Genomic DNA, 15,537 nt, shown 5'->3' with positions numbered 1-15,537 from the left:
AAAGCGTAGACTTTAGACAAAAAAATGATTAAAAATTATAAAGATTATTTTACTTTTTTTGCTTCAGGGGATGTGGGGTAATTTTCTTTCAGTGCTTTATAAAAACCTTGCGCTTCTTTCGCTTTTCCAAGCTTTTCAAAAGAAGCCCCTGTGTGATAGAGAAGTGTTGGAATATAAGGTGCTTTATCAAACAAAGAGATACTGGTTTTATAATACTCAATTGCCATGGCATAGGATTTTTTACTGTATGCAATTTCACCTAAACTAAAATTGGCTTTTGCTGGTTTGTAGTTACGATTTAAGAGTTCTTTATACATTACTTCAGCATTCGCATACGCTTTAGTTTCAAAAAGATCATCTGCTTCTTTCATCAATGTTGCACTATCTTTCTGACTTAACTCTTTTGCAGAAACCGTTTTAGATGACGCTTCTTTTTCTGGTGTTGTGTTGGCAGCATCTGATGGGGTTGTAGCCGTTTGTTTTGATGATACCGTTTTCGAACCTTTTAACTCATTCGCTAATTGATCGAATTTTTCTTTTGAAACATAATTTTTATTAATAGAATCAATTAAAGTGCTCAATTCTGCTAGCACAATTTTAACTTTTTCTTGATTTTCAAGTTGAATTTTTCGGCTCTCTTCAACATAGCCTTTTAGCTTACCCATTTCATCTTCAAGTTCTCTAATACGAGCATCTTGCTTCGAAATTTTTGTCTCATAACTTTGAAGAACCGAACGAACACCTTCATACTGCTCAGAGCTGTTGCTTGAACTTGCTTCGGGTTCTGAATAACGAATTGATTTTGATGGAACAGGAACATTAGGGGTAGTTTGATAACTATTCACGTCTTGTGAAATAATTTCTTTGGAAGAGATAGAATTACTATCTATTGTACCATAAGCAGAAGGTTCAGCTGATAGCACTACTAATGGTAGTAGTGCTATCGAACATATAAAAAACTTTTTTTTCATCAAAGCAATTATGGAAGTACTTTAAATTCTGCTCTTCTGTTTTTTGCCCAAGCATCTTTATTGTGCTCGTTTACTGCAGGATTACTCTCGCCATAACTTACAACTGTAAGTCTATCAGCATTCATTCCTTTAGCAACTAAACCATCTTTAACACTTTTTGCTCTTTTAAGACCAAGTGCATAGTTGTATTCGTCAGTACCGAATTCATCACAGTTACCTTCAACTTTAATTGAAAAGCTTTTTGCTTCTGCTGAGTTGAATAATGCAGCATTTGCATCAATATTTGCTTGTTGATCTTTTCTAACATTGTATTTGTCAAAATCAAAATAGATTACTTTAGAATTAGCTTCTAAAGAAGCAATTAATTTTTGAAGTGCACTCATACCATCATCAACACTTGATTTTGCATCGGTTGTTGATTTAGTCATATCAACCTCTGGACTTTTTTGACTACAACCAGTCAATACTAAAACTGCTACCGCTAAACTTGTTAACGCTAATTTACCCATTATCATATCCTTTTTGGAAATTATATTTACAACTTTGGAATTATACCATTTTTTTTTAAAAAATTACCAATCAATTGACTGTAATTTACCAGTTTTTAACGTAAAGTGATACGTTTTGTTTGCATTTAAGCGAATAATACCCAAAGCACTTTGATTTCCATACTGTTTTATAAACATAATGGTATCAGGATCGTTCGCAAAACGAGGATAAAGATTCTCACCTGTTGCAGTAAGTTGACGTAAATAATCTGTTTTGGTTGAAATCAGATAAAGATTGAATGTGTTTCTTCCAAACTCACTTTCAGCCTCTCTGCTTGAATAGACAATATAGTTATCATAGGTTGAAATTGAATTTTTATTTTTACCATGATAAACCAATTTCTCAAAACTTTTATCATAAATACCTTGTGCAAAAATATCAGGATTGCCTAAACGATCTGATACAAAAGCGATACGTTGGTCATTATCAATAAAATTTCCATTAACATCAATACCATTGTATTCAGTAATTTTAGTAATTTTCTTACTTCTCAAGTCGTACATGTAAATATCAGGTTGATCTTTGGGTGCCATTGTAAGTAAAAGTTTCGTACCATCTTTTGATACATCCGAACAAACCAACATACCTGCACTTGAAATAATACTCCTACGAGCTCCCGTTTTTAAATCGTAAAAATAAATTGTTGGTTCAGCTCCATTATAAGAGGTATAATAAAATGAATTTTGCTCATTATTTGCCCATTTAGGAAATATATTCAGTCCACCCGTTACCATTATTTTTTGATAACTAAGCGTATAATCAGAAATGACAATCTCACTTTTTTTAGTACCAATATAACGAGCAAAAAGAACCGATTGTTCCATCCATTTAATAGAAGGTGCACCTATTTGGTCATTAACATCTACGATAATTTTATGGGCTAAAAAAGGGTGCCTTTGCTTGTCATTAAGAGAATAGATTTTCTCGAATGTACTCACGCCAGTCTTTGCATTAATTAATTTAACGCTCACAGACATTGTATTAAAATCTTGCGTTAAGTTGTAGCGTAAAATTAAATCAACCCTTTTTTCGGATAGGAAATTTTCAAGTGGGCCACCCTCATAACTGCTTTGCAAATACTCATCAAGCACTTGAAAATGACTACTTACACGTAAATCACCAACCAATAATTTAAAAAAGCTTTGTCTAAACAGGGCATCACTGGTTCTAGGGCTAGCATCTTGAATAGCAATCTTGGGTAGAACATCAATTTTTTTAACAATTTCTACGGTTGCATCATTAGCATATGAGAACAGTGTCAACAGTAAAAAACAGATTATTTTTTTTATCATGATTTACTCCTTAATATCTTTAAATTCAACAGGTAATTCAAAGCGCTCCCCTTTATCGTATTTTGGAAACTCTATACTTTCCATACTGTGAAGGAACTCTTTTAATTTAGTATTAAAATCGTTATTATACGACAATGAAATAATTTTATAGCTAAATACACCTTGGTTACTGACTTTAATGAGCACTTTAGCAACATTACCATTTTCTGTATCAACTGTTCTTTGCCAATGTTCTTCTAATATTTCTTGTACTTTACCAATAAAAGGATCGTATTCACCCGCTTTTTGCATATCTGTTAAATGTTTTTGTTCAGCAAAATTAAGAGAATTTGCAATTTTAGAAGCCACATTGTCGCTTTTCTCTTTTGTCTCTTCTTTATTCGGTTTAATACGTGTTGGCTGTGTTTGATCTTTTTTCTGTTCTTTTGCATCAGGTTTAAGCTTTGAAGTATTGATATCTTCAAATAAACCTCTTAATGATTGGCTTTTAACAGCCTCTTTGGGAGACGATGCAACTTTTTTTTCTTCACTTTTAGGTTTTTCTGAAGGTTTTTCAACAGGTTTGATGACTTCTTCTTTTTTTCTTTCATCTTTAGGTTTTTCTGAATCATTCTTCTTTCTCTCGACAAGAGCAATATTCATGGGATTTTTGTTGGATGTGTAATTTTTGATTGCTTTTTTTTCACTGCTGATCATATATCCAAAAAATATAAGAAGAAAAATATAAAGAAGGATGGACAATGTCCATCCTAAAGAGGCATATTTATTAACGTTTGACACGTTATTTATCCATTCGTTTCTAGTGATATATTGGTAAACCCTGCTTGTTTAATGCTCTTCAATACAAACATAACGTCTTTATATGAAAGACCCTCATCTGCTTTGATATATACAATACTTTTAAGGGGGTATTTACTTTTTTGCATCATAAAGCTATCAGGAAACTCAGAAAGCATAAAAGTATCATTTTTTAAATAAACTTTTCTCTCTTTTGTAATACGTATTTCAAGCTCAGGGAGTTTATTTACAACAGAAGACTTACTACCATCAGGTAATTTGATCACTTCTTCATAAACAAGGGCTGGTGTCGTTACCATCAAAATAGCAAGTAAAACCAACATAATATCAACTAAAGGTGTAATATTTAGCTCAGGAACTTCATCTAATTGACTGTGCATTAAGAAACTCTTTTTGCTTCGGTTGAAGAAAGTAAAATATCCACTTCTCTTTGCACGTAAACAATAACTTCATAAGCTTTACGTCTTAGAAAAAGATTAGCACTGTATGCGGGAATTGCAACAAAAATACCTGCTGCTGTGGCCACTAATGCTTCACTAATTGCAGGTGCGATTACACCTAAAGAAGCACTTCCTGATTGACCTAAACCACTAAAAGTTTCCAAAATTGAAACCACCGTGCCAAAAAGGCCAATAAAAGGAGCTGTTGAAGCAATAATGGAAAGCATCCATAAACCACTTGTAGCATTTTTTTCTGCGACGTTTTTACATACATTCAACAATTTTTCTGAGGTACCAGAAACACTAGAACATTTTCTTAAAATTGAATCATCTCGTACATTCTTTGCACCCATTAACATGGACTCTAAAGAATTTTTTTCAACAGAAAGCCAATGCGTTAAATAAAGATGCCTGCTAAATAATATTCCAAACGTAATAATAAAATAAACAGACAACCAAATCATAATAACCCACGTAAAAAAATTGCTTCTTGCGAAAAAATTAATTATTAATTCAAAGGACGACATACAATTAAAACTTTTTCAATTTTCTAATAGATTCTATTTTAGCGGTTGCCATTGCAATAGCAGCGTCAGAATCACAAATACTTTTTAAAAGTTCTGTAGCCGCTTCCAATGATTTTGCCACTTCACTTTCTGTTGTACCACCAATAGAAACAGCGCCATCTGCTAAGATGGTTACAGAATTTTCATCCACCTTTACATGTCCCCAATTAATAGCCACAACATCATGACTTCCATCAGCTAACTCAATATCGATGACACCAGCGCTTAAGAGTGCTACAAGAGAAGCGTGGTTTGGAAGAACTCCAAACTCACCTTCTTTTCCAGGAAGCGTAACACTTTTTACATTGTTGTCAAAAATTTGACCCAAAGGAGTCACAATTTCCAATTTACATGTATTCATTTTTTAACCTTATTGCTTCTTAGCTTTTTAATTTTGCAGCTTTCTCAATCACTTCTTCAATACTTCCTACCATATAAAAAGCAGCTTCTGGTAAATCATCGTATTTACCCTCTAAAATACCTTTAAAACCAGCAATGGATTCTTCAAGTGTCACGTATTTTCCAGGACTTCCAGTAAATACCTCTGCAACGAAGAATGGTTGAGAAAGGAATCTTTCAATTTTACGAGCACGATCAACCGTAACTTTGTCTTCTTCACTAAGCTCGTCCATACCAAGAATGGCAATAATATCTTGTAAATCTTTATACTTTTGAAGAACCGCTTGTACTCCACGAGAGACACTATAATGCTCAGCCCCTAAAATTTCTGGATTAAGCATACGTGAACTTGAGTCCAATGGATCCACCGCAGGATAAATACCTTTTTCTGCAATCGCACGGTTAAGGACGGTTGTTGCATCTAAGTGCGCAAATACCGTTGCAGGAGCAGGATCAGTTAAGTCATCCGCTGGTACGTAAACGGCTTGAACAGAGGTGATTGAACCTTTTTTAGTCGATGTAATTCTCTCTTGGAATTTGCCCATCTCACTCGCAAGTGTTGGTTGATAACCAACCGCTGAAGGAATACGTCCAAGAAGTGCAGACATCTCAGCACCCGATTGGGAGAAACGGAAAATATTATCAATAAACATTAAAACGTCAAGACCCATTTCATCACGGAAATATTCAGCCATTGTAAGACCTGTAAGGGCAATTCTATTTCTTGCCCCTGGAGGCTCACTCATTTGACCATAGCACAGTGCAACTTTGTCCAAAACATTAGAGTCTTTCATCTCATGGTAAAGGTCATTTCCCTCACGTGTTCGCTCACCAACACCCGCAAATACAGAGTATCCACTATGCTTAAACGCAACGTTATGGATAAGTTCCATAATAATAACAGTTTTACCAACACCTGCACCTCCGAAGAGTCCAACTTTACCACCTTTTGCATAAGGTGCAAGAAGATCAACAACTTTAATACCTGTCTCAAAAATTTCAGATTTAGTACTTTGCTCTTCAAACTTTGGCGGTTCTCTGTGAATCGACCATTTTGTTTTACCAGAAACAGGCTCACCTTGATCAATAACATCACCAATAACGTTAAAAATACGTCCTAAAACTTCTTCACCTACAGGGACTTGAATAGGATTTCCTAAAGCTTTAACTTCAATACCTCTTGTTAAACCTTCACTCATATCCATTGCAATTGTTCTTACACGATTGTCGCCTAAATGTGCTGCTACTTCAAGAATCAAACGTTGTTTCTTGCCTTCAACTTCATAATTTACTTCAATTGCTTCATTGATTTTAGGAAGGTAGCCATTAAAATCGACATCAACAACGGGTCCCATAATCTGGCTGATTAATCCATTCATTGAATATTCTCCTTTTATTTTTTGCAAAACAGTTTATTTCATAGATTCTACACCACTGATAATCTCAATGAGTTCAGTGGTAATAGACTCTTGTCTAGCTTTATTGTATGCCAATGTTAAAATACCAACACGCTCTTTGGCATTATTGGTGGCATTTTCCATAGCTTGCATTCTTGCACTATGCTCAGCGGCTAATGAATCAATTAGCGCATAATACATGTTGTATCCAAAATATTTTTGAAGTAAAGAATCTAAAATTTCCTCACCATTAGCTTCAGGTTCAAGCTCCATCAAAGAACTTGTTTCTTGTGATTCAACAGGTGATTGTACGGGAACTACATCCACAATCTTTAATTCTTGTGATATCATATTTTTATAGCCATTGTGAATTAAAATAACTTTATCGGTTTTACCTTCAATAAAATCATCAATTGCGGCTTTAATAATCTCTTGTGCTTTTTCATAACTTGGACTTGAACTGACTCCCGCATAAGAAGTTAAAAGCTCAACACCTTGAAAGTTAAAAAATGCAATTCCTTTTCTACCAACAGCACGTAATCGTACAGTAATCTTTTGTTCAGAATACTCAGCCAATAAATTTCTGACTGCTTTGATGGTCTGAACATTAAACCCACCGCATAAGCCTTTATCTGCGGTAACAAAAACTATATCAACAATACGAGGCGTTTGGTTGTTATCGAAAAAACGACTTTCAACCGCCCCATTTTTATATTGATTAATTTTATAAGCAATTTCAGAAAGTACCTCATTAATTTTAACGGCATACACACGTGATTGCTTTGCTGCCATTTCGGCTCGTTTTAACTTTGCAGTTGAAACAAGTTTCATAGCTCGTGTCGTTTTTTGAGTGTTTTGAACACTCTTGATTTTTCGTTTTATCTCTTTAAGGTTTGCCATAGCTTATCCTTACTTAACTGCAAAAGTCGCTTTAAACTCGCTCAATGCCTTATGTAATTGTTCTTCTAATTCTTTATCAATTGCTTTTTTAACGTTAAGTTGTTCAATAATACTTGGATATTTTGCAGCAACATAAGAGTTAAGTTCAAGTTCAAAACGACTCACTTCTTTAACATCAATACTGTCTAAATAGCCTTTCGCACCTGCAAAAATAATCAAAACTTGTTTTTCAATGGTAATAGGAGCATAAGGAGGTTGTTTTAAAAGCTCAACCATTCTTTGTCCACGCTCCAATTGTTTACGGCTTGATTCATCCAAATCACTTGCAAATTGTGCAAATGCTTGAAGTTCACGGTATTGTGCAAGGTCAAGTCTCATTGTACCGGCTACTTGCTTGGTTGCTTTGATTTGTGCCGCACCACCAACACGTGATACTGAAAGACCTACGTTAATCGCTGGACGGATACCTGAGTTAAAGAGATCTGATTCTAAGAAGATTTGACCATCGGTAATCGAGATAACGTTCGTTGGAATATACGCTGATACGTCACCCGCTTGTGTTTCAATAATTGGAAGTGCTGTTAGAGAACCTGCACCTAACTCATCATTAACTTTTGCTGCACGCTCAAGTAGTCTGGAGTGGAGATAAAAAACATCACCTGGATAGGCTTCACGACCTGGAGGACGTCTAAGAATCAATGACATCTCACGGTAAGCAACCGCATGTTTTGAAAGATCATCGTAAACGATCAAGGCATGTTTGCCACTGTCTCTAAAATACTCACCCATAGAAACACCCGCATACGGAGCCAAGAATTGCATCGCAGCAGAATCACTCGCACCTGCATTAACGATGATGGTATAATCCATTGCGCCGTGTTCTTCTAGTTTTTTAACCACTTGCGCAACCGTAGATTGCTTTTGACCAATGGCTACATAAATACATGTAACGTTTTGACCTTTTTGATTGATAATGGTATCAATTGCAATGGTTGTTTTACCTGTTTGTCTATCACCAATAATAAGCTCTCTTTGTCCTCTACCAATTGGAACAAGGGCATCAATCGCTTTAATACCTGTTTGAAGTGGTTCATGAACAGATTTTCTAGCCATAATACCGTGTGCTTTTTCTTCAACAAAACGAGTTTCAGTTGCGTTTATTGGACCTTTAGCATCAATAGGATCACCTAAAGAGTTAACAACACGACCTACAAGTGCTTCACCAACAGGAACACGTAAAAGTTTTCCCACTCGTTTAACAGATGAACCCTCTTTGATTTCATTACAACTACCAAGAACAACGATACCTACGCTTGATTCCTCAAGGTTAAGCGCCATTCCTCTCTCACCGTTTTCAAATTCAACCATTTCACCAGCCATAACGTTTTTCAAACCATAAACGTTTGCAACACCATCCGCTACTGAAATAACTTTCCCAGTCTCTTCAATGTCAACATTAAGTTCAAAATTTTCAATACGCTCTTTAATGATGGAACTGATTTCGTCAGCTTTCATTTTTGCTCCCACACATTACTCCTTAATCTTTCTTTATTATTATTTATCTTGATTTATTAGATTGCTTTTAAGATATGTTCACTCATCTGAGCTTTAAGTCGCTCAACCGAGAAACTTACTTCAACACCCAAATCATCAATTTCCACTTTAATACCAGGATAAGCATTAAGCACATTTTTCAATTGAATCTTTGCAGTAAATTTCTTACTAAAATTATCCTCTAACATTTTAATTTGAGCTTCGCTCATTGTAAAATTTGTTGAAATAGTACCTTCAAAAGTATTACTTTTTAATGCACGTTGGTATGCCAATTCTTTTACAATTAAAGGAACATATTTTAATCTATCATTTGAATTTAAAAATTTAATAAAATTTACAAATTTGCTATCTGTTGTTTTAAGTAACGATAACACAAATGTCTCTTTATCTAATTTGCTTATATTCGGTGAAAGAATAATAGTATTAAATTTTTCCACCTTATATGCTTGACTTAAATGCATTAATGCTTGATACACTTCCTCTAATTCATTATCATTACAGCCTTGAACCAGGGCGTTAACATATTTTTTTGCTAGGGCATGACTCATTAGGCAACCTTCTTGTTAATGATCTTAACAATTTCATTGTTATCTAAAGCAATAGAATCTTCTTTGAAAATCTCGTCTAATACTTCAGAAATAATCATTCTTTGCATTTTACGACGTTCAATAGAGATACGATCTTGAAATGCCTTTTCCAAATTTTCAACTTCTGCATCTGTTTCTTGTGAAATCTTTTCAGCAAGTAATAAAGCCTCTTTTTTTGCTGTTTCAACAAGGTTTTTTGCATTTACTTTTGCTTCTTCAACTTTAGCAAGGGCAATTTCTTTTCTACTATTTGACTCTTTAAGCTTCACTTGAATGGAATCTAACTTAGTAGCGATCTCATTTTTGCGACCTATATACCATTCTTTAAGAGTACCTGAGACATAATAATACAAAATAGAAGCAAAAATTAAAAAGTTAACCGCTCTTGGAAAAATATCCGTTTCTCCACTTCCTTCTCCACCACTTGCTAAAAGTGCAATAGGCGCTAACAAGAAGAGTAAAAAATAATTTATTTTCATTTCTCGCTCCCTAAATCGTGTTTAATTTAGCATGAATTCCCTCTTTAAAAAGAGGTATATTTGCCATTAAACTATTTTTAAATTCATTTTTTTCTGATTCCAGGGTATTGAAAAATACAACACTTTGGACTTCAAGATCATTTTTCTTTTGATCGATACGTTTTGAAGCTTTTTCATTCGCTTCATTAATTGCAACTTCACGAATTTTACTCGCTTCAAGTTTAGCTGCAGACAAAATTGTTTCTATTTCTTGATAATAGGCGACAACATCACTAGCATTTTTCCCTGCATTTTCTAAATCACGATTAATAGAATTATTTCTATTATCGATAAACTCCAAAAGAGGTTTATAAAGTGTTTTGTTAAGAACAATTAACAAAACTAAAAATACAGTTCCAGTCACCAGTAAGAGTGCTGGTATAATATCCAACATATTTCTTGCTCCTTTAGCTTAAGATCACACTTTGTTTTAAGATTTTTACTATCAATTAGGTCTGGTATAAAAAAATTTTGCGAATTTTACCATGTTAAAGGAAAATAGTTTATTAAAATTACAAAAATTATTTAAAACGTTCTAAAAAAGTATAGATTGCTTCACCATTTTTAAAATGTATTGTAATACTATTTGACTTTGGTTTAACATCGAAACCAAGCTCTTTTAGACGTGTAGAAACGGCATATAATTCATCGGGAATACGTATTGCGGTCTTTTCTTCTTTACCAATAGGTTTATCATTTCCTTTGAGATGTTTAACCAATGCTTCGGTTTCTCTAACACTCAGTTTTTGCCCTAAAATAGTATTGACAATTGTTGCTTCATCTTTGGCTTCAAGTCCTACTAAAACTTTTGCATGGCCTTGAGAAAGAGTTCCCTCCGCAAGATATTGTTTTGTCTGTTCACTTAAACTTAACAAACGAATAGTGTTGGTAATTTGGGTTCTACTTTTATGAATAATTTCCGAAAGACCATCTTGTGTAATTTGATACTCTTCAATAAGTTCTTTATAGGCTACGGCTAACTCAATTGGATTTAAATCTTCTCGCTGAATATTTTCAATGAGCGCTAATTCTCGTAGGTTTTTTGACTCAATGTCAGCGACAATCGCCTTAATTTTTGTAAAGCCTGCTAATTTACTTGCTCGAAGTCGTCTTTCACCTGCCAAGAGCATATAATTATCATCTTTTGCCACAACGATAATAGGCTGAAGGAGACCATGACGTTTAATAGATTCACTGAGTTCCTTAAGTGCAACTTCATTAAACGTAACACGTGGCTGATAGGGGTTGGGAGTCACACGATCAATATCAACCTCACGCACTAAATCTTTAGCTTGAGCGACATCTTGCTTATACGCTTCTTCTACGTCTTCAATAATAGCACTTAATCCTCGACCTAAAACTTTCTTTGTACTCATACTAACTCACTAAAATGGAATTGGCAAGATTTTGATATGCCTTTGAACCAGGAGATTCTACATCGTATAGGATGATAGGTTTTCCAAAACTAGGAGATTCTGCTAATTTAATATTGCGAGGAATGACTACATACGACGCACTCTCTTTATCTAAAAAGAGTTTGCTTTTAAAATGTTCTTTCAAATCTGCAAAAACTTGCTTTGAAAGATTATTCTGGGTGCTGTACATGGTTGGCAAAAATCCTTTAATCTCAAGGGTTGGATTAATCGTTTTTTTAATTAATTTCACCGTATTGAGAAGCTGGGCAAGTCCTTCTAATGCAAAAAACTCGCACTGGATAGGAATAATCACCGAATTGGCAGCGCTTAGCGCATTAATCGTAATGCTTCCGAGGGCTGGAGGAGAATCAATAATGATGTAATCGTACTGGTCTTTAATCTCTTCAATTTTTGTTTTTAAAATAAGCTCTCGACCTTTGGTGTTGTTATCATAAAACTCTTTTTCAACACCAACCAGTCCAATGTTTGATGGCGCTACATGTAAGGTTGAAAGGGATGTTTCTAGGATGACTTGAGAAAGCCGTTTTCTCCCAATGAGGACGTGATAAATGTTGTACTCATAATCGCTTCGATGAAACCCAAGTCCTGTGGTAGCATTCGCTTGAGGATCAATGTCGATCAATAAGACGCGCTTTTCAGCAACTGCTAAGGAGGCAGCCAAATTAATAGCAGTGGTTGTTTTACCAACACCGCCTTTTTGATTTGCTATCGCTATAATCTCGCTCATCGTAAACTGTACACCTTTTTATTTTCTAGCTCAATAGAGCCATCATCACACAATACCGCATCTTTTAAAGAGACCAATTTCCCATCTAAGTGGAAAGAAAAATTTCGATTTTCATCAAATTCTATCTTATAATTACTAAAAACTTTCTTCCACGATTTCTTTTGTCCCACTTCGCCAATAAAACGCTCGGCTAACTCTAAAGGAGCAATGCAAACATCCAAACATCCAAATTCTGGTGGAGCCATAGCAATATTTAGCCCAATTGAACCTACAATAGTGCTTCCAATTTTTGTGGTAATCATGCCACCAATTTTTTTCTCTTTCAAATAAAAATCATTAGGCCACTTCAGCCATACTTTCGAGCCATACGATGCTAAAACGTCTTTCATTAAGGAAGAAAAATAGATAGAAACAGAAGCTAAAGGTAAATCGTGAGGTAAATATTTTTCTTCAATACAGAATGAGAAAAAAAAATTACCTTCTTCGCCTATCCAACGATTACCTCTACTCCCAATCCCTTGTGTCTGGCGTTTAGTACCGATAGCATAAGGTGCATAAAGTGTACCCTCACGCAACGCAGTGATTAAATATTGATGCGTTGATGCAAGTGTTTCAAACCAGTGAATCACCACAGTTCAACCTTTTTCCGCGAATATAATCCCTCGCACTCATAGCACTTTTAGAGACGGGCTGGAGCGTTTTAAGTAGTAGTTTGCCTGTTTTACATGTAAGTATAATTCCCTCAGATGTTACCTCACTAATCAAACCAAACGTCTCATTGTTGGTGCTATCAATGTGCTTCATTTCTATCAACTTTAAACCTGATGCTAAAAAAATCCCAGGCCAAGGAGAAAGTGCTTTAAAACGCTTCACAATTTCAGAAGCATCTAAGGCAAAAGAGATGAGACCATCCTCTTTTTTTATTTTTTTACAATGGGTTGCATTCGCACTTTCTTGCTTGATTGGCAAAAGAGAAGAGAAGTTTTTCAGGGTTCTTAATGTCAATTGTGCTGCACAGTCCGATAAAGTATCAAATAAAAAAGATGCATTATGCTCTGGCTCAATTTTGAGATACGAAAATCCTAGCATTGCACCCGTGTCAAGCCCCTCTTCCATGAGTATGGAAGTTACTCCAGTATATACTTCGCCCGAAAGAAGAGCCGATTGAATAGGACTTGCTCCTCTGTACTTAGGAAGCAAAGAAGCATGAAGGTTGATACAAGGAGCAATATCGAGTATGTCTCGAGGTAAAATTTGCCCATAGGCAGCAACCACAATAAAATCGGGATGGTACGCAGAAATTTTCTCTTGCGCCTCTTTGGAACGCAGGGTTTTTGGCTGGAAAATCTCTACATGTAAACCCTGTTCTAAAAGCCATGCTTTGGTATGGGGCGGCGTTAAAAGTTGTTTTCGACCTACAGGTTTATCTTCTTGTGTCACTAAAAGCGTAACCTCAATCGAAGGTTCATTACACAACGCTTCTAAAATGGTTGTTGCATACGAAGGTGTTCCCATAAAAACAACACGCATTTTAATCCTTACATGTAAAAAGGGTTCCACCGTTATGAACACCTTCTAGCATATAACTTTTCACATCGCTCAAATCAAATCCACTGGCAATAAACATTGATTTTTGGTGCTCCAACAAAAATTGCGCTGCTTTGAGTTTGGTCACAATGCCACCCGTTGCAAAAGCAAAATGAGCTGATTTTTCCATTTCAAGTTCTGAGGGTTCAATTTCATGGACAATTTTTCGCATTTTTGCATCCTCATATTTATGGGGGTCTTTATCGTAGTAGCCATCAATATCGGAGAGTAAAATCAATAAATCTGCACCAAAATAGTACGCGACCCGAGAAGAGAGTTGGTCATTATCCCCAAAAACAAGCTCTTCCGTTGCCGTGGCATCGTTTTCATTAATAATCGGTAAGATGCCATTTTCCAACAAAGTATCAATTGTACATTTAGCATGATAACAGCGTTTACGTGAGTCAAAATCATCGGCTGTAAGAAGTAATTGCGCTCCACTTTTACCAAATCGTTCAAGTTTTTTATTGTAAGTTGCCATCAGTTGGGGTTGTCCCACAGCAGCAATCGCTTGACGGTTGTGGAGTAACTTTTTGTCCAACTTCAAAATGGAATACCCAGCAGCCACAGCACCCGAAGAGACCAAAATGACTTCGTACTTTTCCATGAGGGCTACTAAAAATTCAACTAAATTTAAAATGCGCTCTTTACATAAACGGTTTTGTTCACTTAAAACGTGTGTACCAACTTTAACAACGACTCTCTTCATCCCGAACCTTTCGAATAACATCAGATAATGCATATTTAATAGGATCCACATTGATCTTTGATACAGAGGAAAGTGGCATAACAAAGAAGGGTAAGTTGCCATCTCTTTCATACACATCTTGACAATACGAATGCAAATCCTCTCTGGCTTTATATTTTTGTGCCAAATCATTACGCTTTAAACCTAAAAGATTTAAAAAGAAATCTACTTTTTCATTAATCTCTTCAGGAGTAAGCGTATCACAACGGGTAAGTGCAATAGCATAATCTCGCTGTGATAATGAAGTAGAAAATTTTTGCAACTCTTTTTTTAATGTCTCATACTGTTCTTCAAGACTACGGTAGTTTGCTAAATCTATCATAAAAAGTAAAAATTTAGTACGCTCAATATGGCGTAAAAATTCAATACCCAACCCTTTTCCATCGCTTGCACCTTCAATGATTCCTGGGATATCGGCCATCACATACGAACGATAATCCTCCGTGACAACGACCCCTAATTTAGGTGTAAGTGTTGTAAACTCATAATTTGCAATTTCAGGCTCTGCATTGGAGACCACAGAAATTAGTGTTGATTTACCTACATTTGGAAATCCAACAAGTCCCACATCAGCAATTAATTTTAATTCCAAGCGAATAGTTTTACTAAGACCTGGTCGACCTGGTTGTGCAAATTCGGGGCGTTGATTGGTTGAACTTTTAAAGTGTGTGTTACCAAGCCCTCCAATGCCTCCTTCTAAAAAGAGTTTTTTATCACCCTCTTCTACAAGGTCAAGCAACACCTCATTGGTCTGTGCATCAATCACTTGTGTGCCAGGTGGAACAATAATCACTAAATGCTCGCCCGATTTACCATACATTTTACGTCCCATACCTTGCTCACCATTTTTGGCCTTGAGGTGTTGGTTATTTCGGAAATGAGATAGCGTATGGGTATTTTTATCGACTTGAAAATAAATATTTCCACCCTTTCCACCATCCCCACCATCAGGACCACCTTGAATCACATGTTTTTCTCTACGGAAAGAAACGCAACCAGGACCACCTTTTCCAGAGCTTAAAGTGAGTAGTACATTATCAATAAACATTGTAAAACCTTTTTTTTGTG

General features: G+C 35.5%; 19 protein-coding genes. All 19 read right to left on the bottom strand.

Going from position 1 to position 15,537, the window contains the following annotated elements; all coding sequences use genetic code 11:
- Window positions 1-44: 44 nt before the first annotated feature.
- The 19 genes from SULBA_RS02870 to obgE all read right to left on the bottom strand — a co-directional run bounded on the left by SULBA_RS02870 (window position 45) and on the right by obgE (window position 15,517).
- Window positions 45-923, bottom strand: coding sequence for a tetratricopeptide repeat protein (locus SULBA_RS02870; protein WP_245391433.1), 879 nt, complete (start codon window positions 921-923; stop codon window positions 45-47).
- A 56-nt stretch (window positions 924-979) separates the two neighbouring features.
- Complete coding sequence (locus SULBA_RS02865) at window positions 980-1,480, bottom strand: OmpA family protein (protein ID WP_014768766.1); 501 nt, start codon at window positions 1,478-1,480, stop codon at window positions 980-982.
- Between the two features lie 63 nt (window positions 1,481-1,543).
- Window positions 1,544-2,812: a Tol-Pal system protein TolB gene (gene tolB, locus SULBA_RS02860; protein ID WP_014768765.1), complete on the bottom strand. Its 1,269-nt coding sequence runs from the start codon at window positions 2,810-2,812 to the stop codon at window positions 1,544-1,546.
- A 3-nt stretch (window positions 2,813-2,815) separates the two neighbouring features.
- Window positions 2,816-3,592, bottom strand: a complete 777-nt coding sequence (locus SULBA_RS02855; RefSeq protein WP_156790506.1) for a TonB C-terminal domain-containing protein — start codon at window positions 3,590-3,592, stop codon at window positions 2,816-2,818.
- Between the two features lie 5 nt (window positions 3,593-3,597).
- A complete protein-coding gene (locus tag SULBA_RS02850) occupies window positions 3,598-3,990 on the bottom strand; it encodes an ExbD/TolR family protein (protein WP_014768763.1) in 393 nt (130 codons plus the stop codon).
- Window positions 3,990-4,577, bottom strand: coding sequence for a MotA/TolQ/ExbB proton channel family protein (locus SULBA_RS02845; protein WP_014768762.1), 588 nt, complete (start codon window positions 4,575-4,577; stop codon window positions 3,990-3,992). The genes SULBA_RS02850 and SULBA_RS02845 overlap by 1 nt, the downstream gene beginning before the upstream one ends.
- A gap of 4 nt (window positions 4,578-4,581) precedes the next feature.
- Window positions 4,582-4,977, bottom strand: coding sequence for an ATP synthase F1 subunit epsilon (atpC, locus tag SULBA_RS02840; protein WP_014768761.1), 396 nt, complete (start codon window positions 4,975-4,977; stop codon window positions 4,582-4,584).
- 19 nt (window positions 4,978-4,996) lie between these two features.
- Window positions 4,997-6,394: a F0F1 ATP synthase subunit beta gene (atpD, locus tag SULBA_RS02835; protein WP_014768760.1), complete on the bottom strand. Its 1,398-nt coding sequence runs from the start codon at window positions 6,392-6,394 to the stop codon at window positions 4,997-4,999.
- 33 nt (window positions 6,395-6,427) lie between these two features.
- A complete protein-coding gene (gene atpG, locus SULBA_RS02830) occupies window positions 6,428-7,312 on the bottom strand; it encodes an ATP synthase F1 subunit gamma (protein ID WP_014768759.1) in 885 nt (294 codons plus the stop codon).
- A 9-nt stretch (window positions 7,313-7,321) separates the two neighbouring features.
- The gene (gene atpA, locus SULBA_RS02825; protein WP_014768758.1) at window positions 7,322-8,827 is read right to left on the bottom strand and encodes a F0F1 ATP synthase subunit alpha; all 1,506 of its coding nucleotides are present in this window, start codon (window positions 8,825-8,827) and stop codon (window positions 7,322-7,324) included.
- Window positions 8,828-8,883: 56 nt separating this feature from the next.
- Window positions 8,884-9,414: a F0F1 ATP synthase subunit delta gene (locus tag SULBA_RS02820; RefSeq protein WP_014768757.1), complete on the bottom strand. Its 531-nt coding sequence runs from the start codon at window positions 9,412-9,414 to the stop codon at window positions 8,884-8,886.
- Window positions 9,414-9,932: a F0F1 ATP synthase subunit B gene (locus SULBA_RS02815; RefSeq protein ID WP_014768756.1), complete on the bottom strand. Its 519-nt coding sequence runs from the start codon at window positions 9,930-9,932 to the stop codon at window positions 9,414-9,416. The genes SULBA_RS02820 and SULBA_RS02815 overlap by 1 nt, the downstream gene beginning before the upstream one ends.
- A 10-nt stretch (window positions 9,933-9,942) precedes the next feature.
- Complete coding sequence (locus SULBA_RS02810; protein WP_014768755.1) at window positions 9,943-10,365, bottom strand: F0F1 ATP synthase subunit B family protein; 423 nt, start codon at window positions 10,363-10,365, stop codon at window positions 9,943-9,945.
- Between the two features lie 127 nt (window positions 10,366-10,492).
- A complete protein-coding gene (locus SULBA_RS02805; protein WP_014768754.1) occupies window positions 10,493-11,347 on the bottom strand; it encodes a ParB/RepB/Spo0J family partition protein in 855 nt (284 codons plus the stop codon).
- Window position 11,348: 1 nt separating this feature from the next.
- Entirely contained in the window at window positions 11,349-12,134 is a 786-nt protein-coding gene (locus SULBA_RS02800) for a ParA family protein (protein WP_014768753.1), read from the bottom strand.
- Window positions 12,131-12,766 carry a biotin--[acetyl-CoA-carboxylase] ligase gene (locus tag SULBA_RS02795; RefSeq protein ID WP_041671770.1) on the bottom strand — a complete coding sequence of 212 codons (636 nt, stop codon included), beginning with the start codon at window positions 12,764-12,766 and terminating at the stop codon, window positions 12,131-12,133. The genes SULBA_RS02800 and SULBA_RS02795 overlap by 4 nt, the downstream gene beginning before the upstream one ends.
- Window positions 12,747-13,664, bottom strand: coding sequence for a methionyl-tRNA formyltransferase (gene fmt / locus SULBA_RS02790; RefSeq protein WP_014768751.1), 918 nt, complete (start codon window positions 13,662-13,664; stop codon window positions 12,747-12,749). Before fmt ends, SULBA_RS02795 begins: the two co-directional genes overlap by 20 nt.
- Window position 13,665: 1 nt before the next feature.
- Window positions 13,666-14,430, bottom strand: coding sequence for a glutamate 5-kinase (proB, locus tag SULBA_RS02785; protein WP_014768750.1), 765 nt, complete (start codon window positions 14,428-14,430; stop codon window positions 13,666-13,668).
- A complete protein-coding gene (gene obgE / locus SULBA_RS02780; RefSeq protein ID WP_014768749.1) occupies window positions 14,411-15,517 on the bottom strand; it encodes a GTPase ObgE in 1,107 nt (368 codons plus the stop codon). Before obgE ends, proB begins: the two co-directional genes overlap by 20 nt.
- Window positions 15,518-15,537: the final 20 nt, after the last annotated feature.

It is taken from the genome of Sulfurospirillum barnesii SES-3, from assembly GCF_000265295.1.
In the GTDB taxonomy this organism is placed as follows: Bacteria; Campylobacterota; Campylobacteria; order Campylobacterales; family Sulfurospirillaceae; genus Sulfurospirillum; species Sulfurospirillum barnesii.
The sequence above is the reverse complement of the archived record's forward strand: the minus strand, read 5'-3'. Positions and strand labels throughout refer to the sequence as shown.

What these genes read in the sequence shown, in the direction of transcription:
- SULBA_RS02865 (WP_014768766.1), bottom strand. Translation starts at nt 1,480, where the DNA reads ATGGGTAAATTAGCGTTAACAAGTTTAGCGGTAGCAGTTTTAGTATTG.
- tolB (WP_014768765.1), bottom strand. Translation starts at nt 2,812, where the DNA reads ATGATAAAAAAAATAATCTGTTTTTTACTGTTGACACTGTTCTCATAT.
- SULBA_RS02850 (WP_014768763.1), bottom strand. Translation starts at nt 3,990, where the DNA reads ATGCACAGTCAATTAGATGAAGTTCCTGAGCTAAATATTACACCTTTA.
- SULBA_RS02845 (WP_014768762.1), bottom strand. Translation starts at nt 4,577, where the DNA reads ATGTCGTCCTTTGAATTAATAATTAATTTTTTCGCAAGAAGCAATTTT.
- atpC (WP_014768761.1), bottom strand. Translation starts at nt 4,977, where the DNA reads ATGAATACATGTAAATTGGAAATTGTGACTCCTTTGGGTCAAATTTTT.
- atpD (WP_014768760.1), bottom strand. Translation starts at nt 6,394, where the DNA reads ATGAATGGATTAATCAGCCAGATTATGGGACCCGTTGTTGATGTCGAT.
- atpG (WP_014768759.1), bottom strand. Translation starts at nt 7,312, where the DNA reads ATGGCAAACCTTAAAGAGATAAAACGAAAAATCAAGAGTGTTCAAAAC.
- atpA (WP_014768758.1), bottom strand. Translation starts at nt 8,827, where the DNA reads ATGAAAGCTGACGAAATCAGTTCCATCATTAAAGAGCGTATTGAAAAT.
- SULBA_RS02820 (WP_014768757.1), bottom strand. Translation starts at nt 9,414, where the DNA reads ATGAGTCATGCCCTAGCAAAAAAATATGTTAACGCCCTGGTTCAAGGC.
- SULBA_RS02815 (WP_014768756.1), bottom strand. Translation starts at nt 9,932, where the DNA reads ATGAAAATAAATTATTTTTTACTCTTCTTGTTAGCGCCTATTGCACTT.
- SULBA_RS02810 (WP_014768755.1), bottom strand. Translation starts at nt 10,365, where the DNA reads ATGTTGGATATTATACCAGCACTCTTACTGGTGACTGGAACTGTATTT.
- SULBA_RS02805 (WP_014768754.1), bottom strand. Translation starts at nt 11,347, where the DNA reads ATGAGTACAAAGAAAGTTTTAGGTCGAGGATTAAGTGCTATTATTGAA.
- SULBA_RS02800 (WP_014768753.1), bottom strand. Translation starts at nt 12,134, where the DNA reads ATGAGCGAGATTATAGCGATAGCAAATCAAAAAGGCGGTGTTGGTAAA.
- fmt (WP_014768751.1), bottom strand. Translation starts at nt 13,664, where the DNA reads ATGCGTGTTGTTTTTATGGGAACACCTTCGTATGCAACAACCATTTTA.
- proB (WP_014768750.1), bottom strand. Translation starts at nt 14,430, where the DNA reads ATGAAGAGAGTCGTTGTTAAAGTTGGTACACACGTTTTAAGTGAACAA.
- obgE (WP_014768749.1), bottom strand. Translation starts at nt 15,517, where the DNA reads ATGTTTATTGATAATGTACTACTCACTTTAAGCTCTGGAAAAGGTGGT.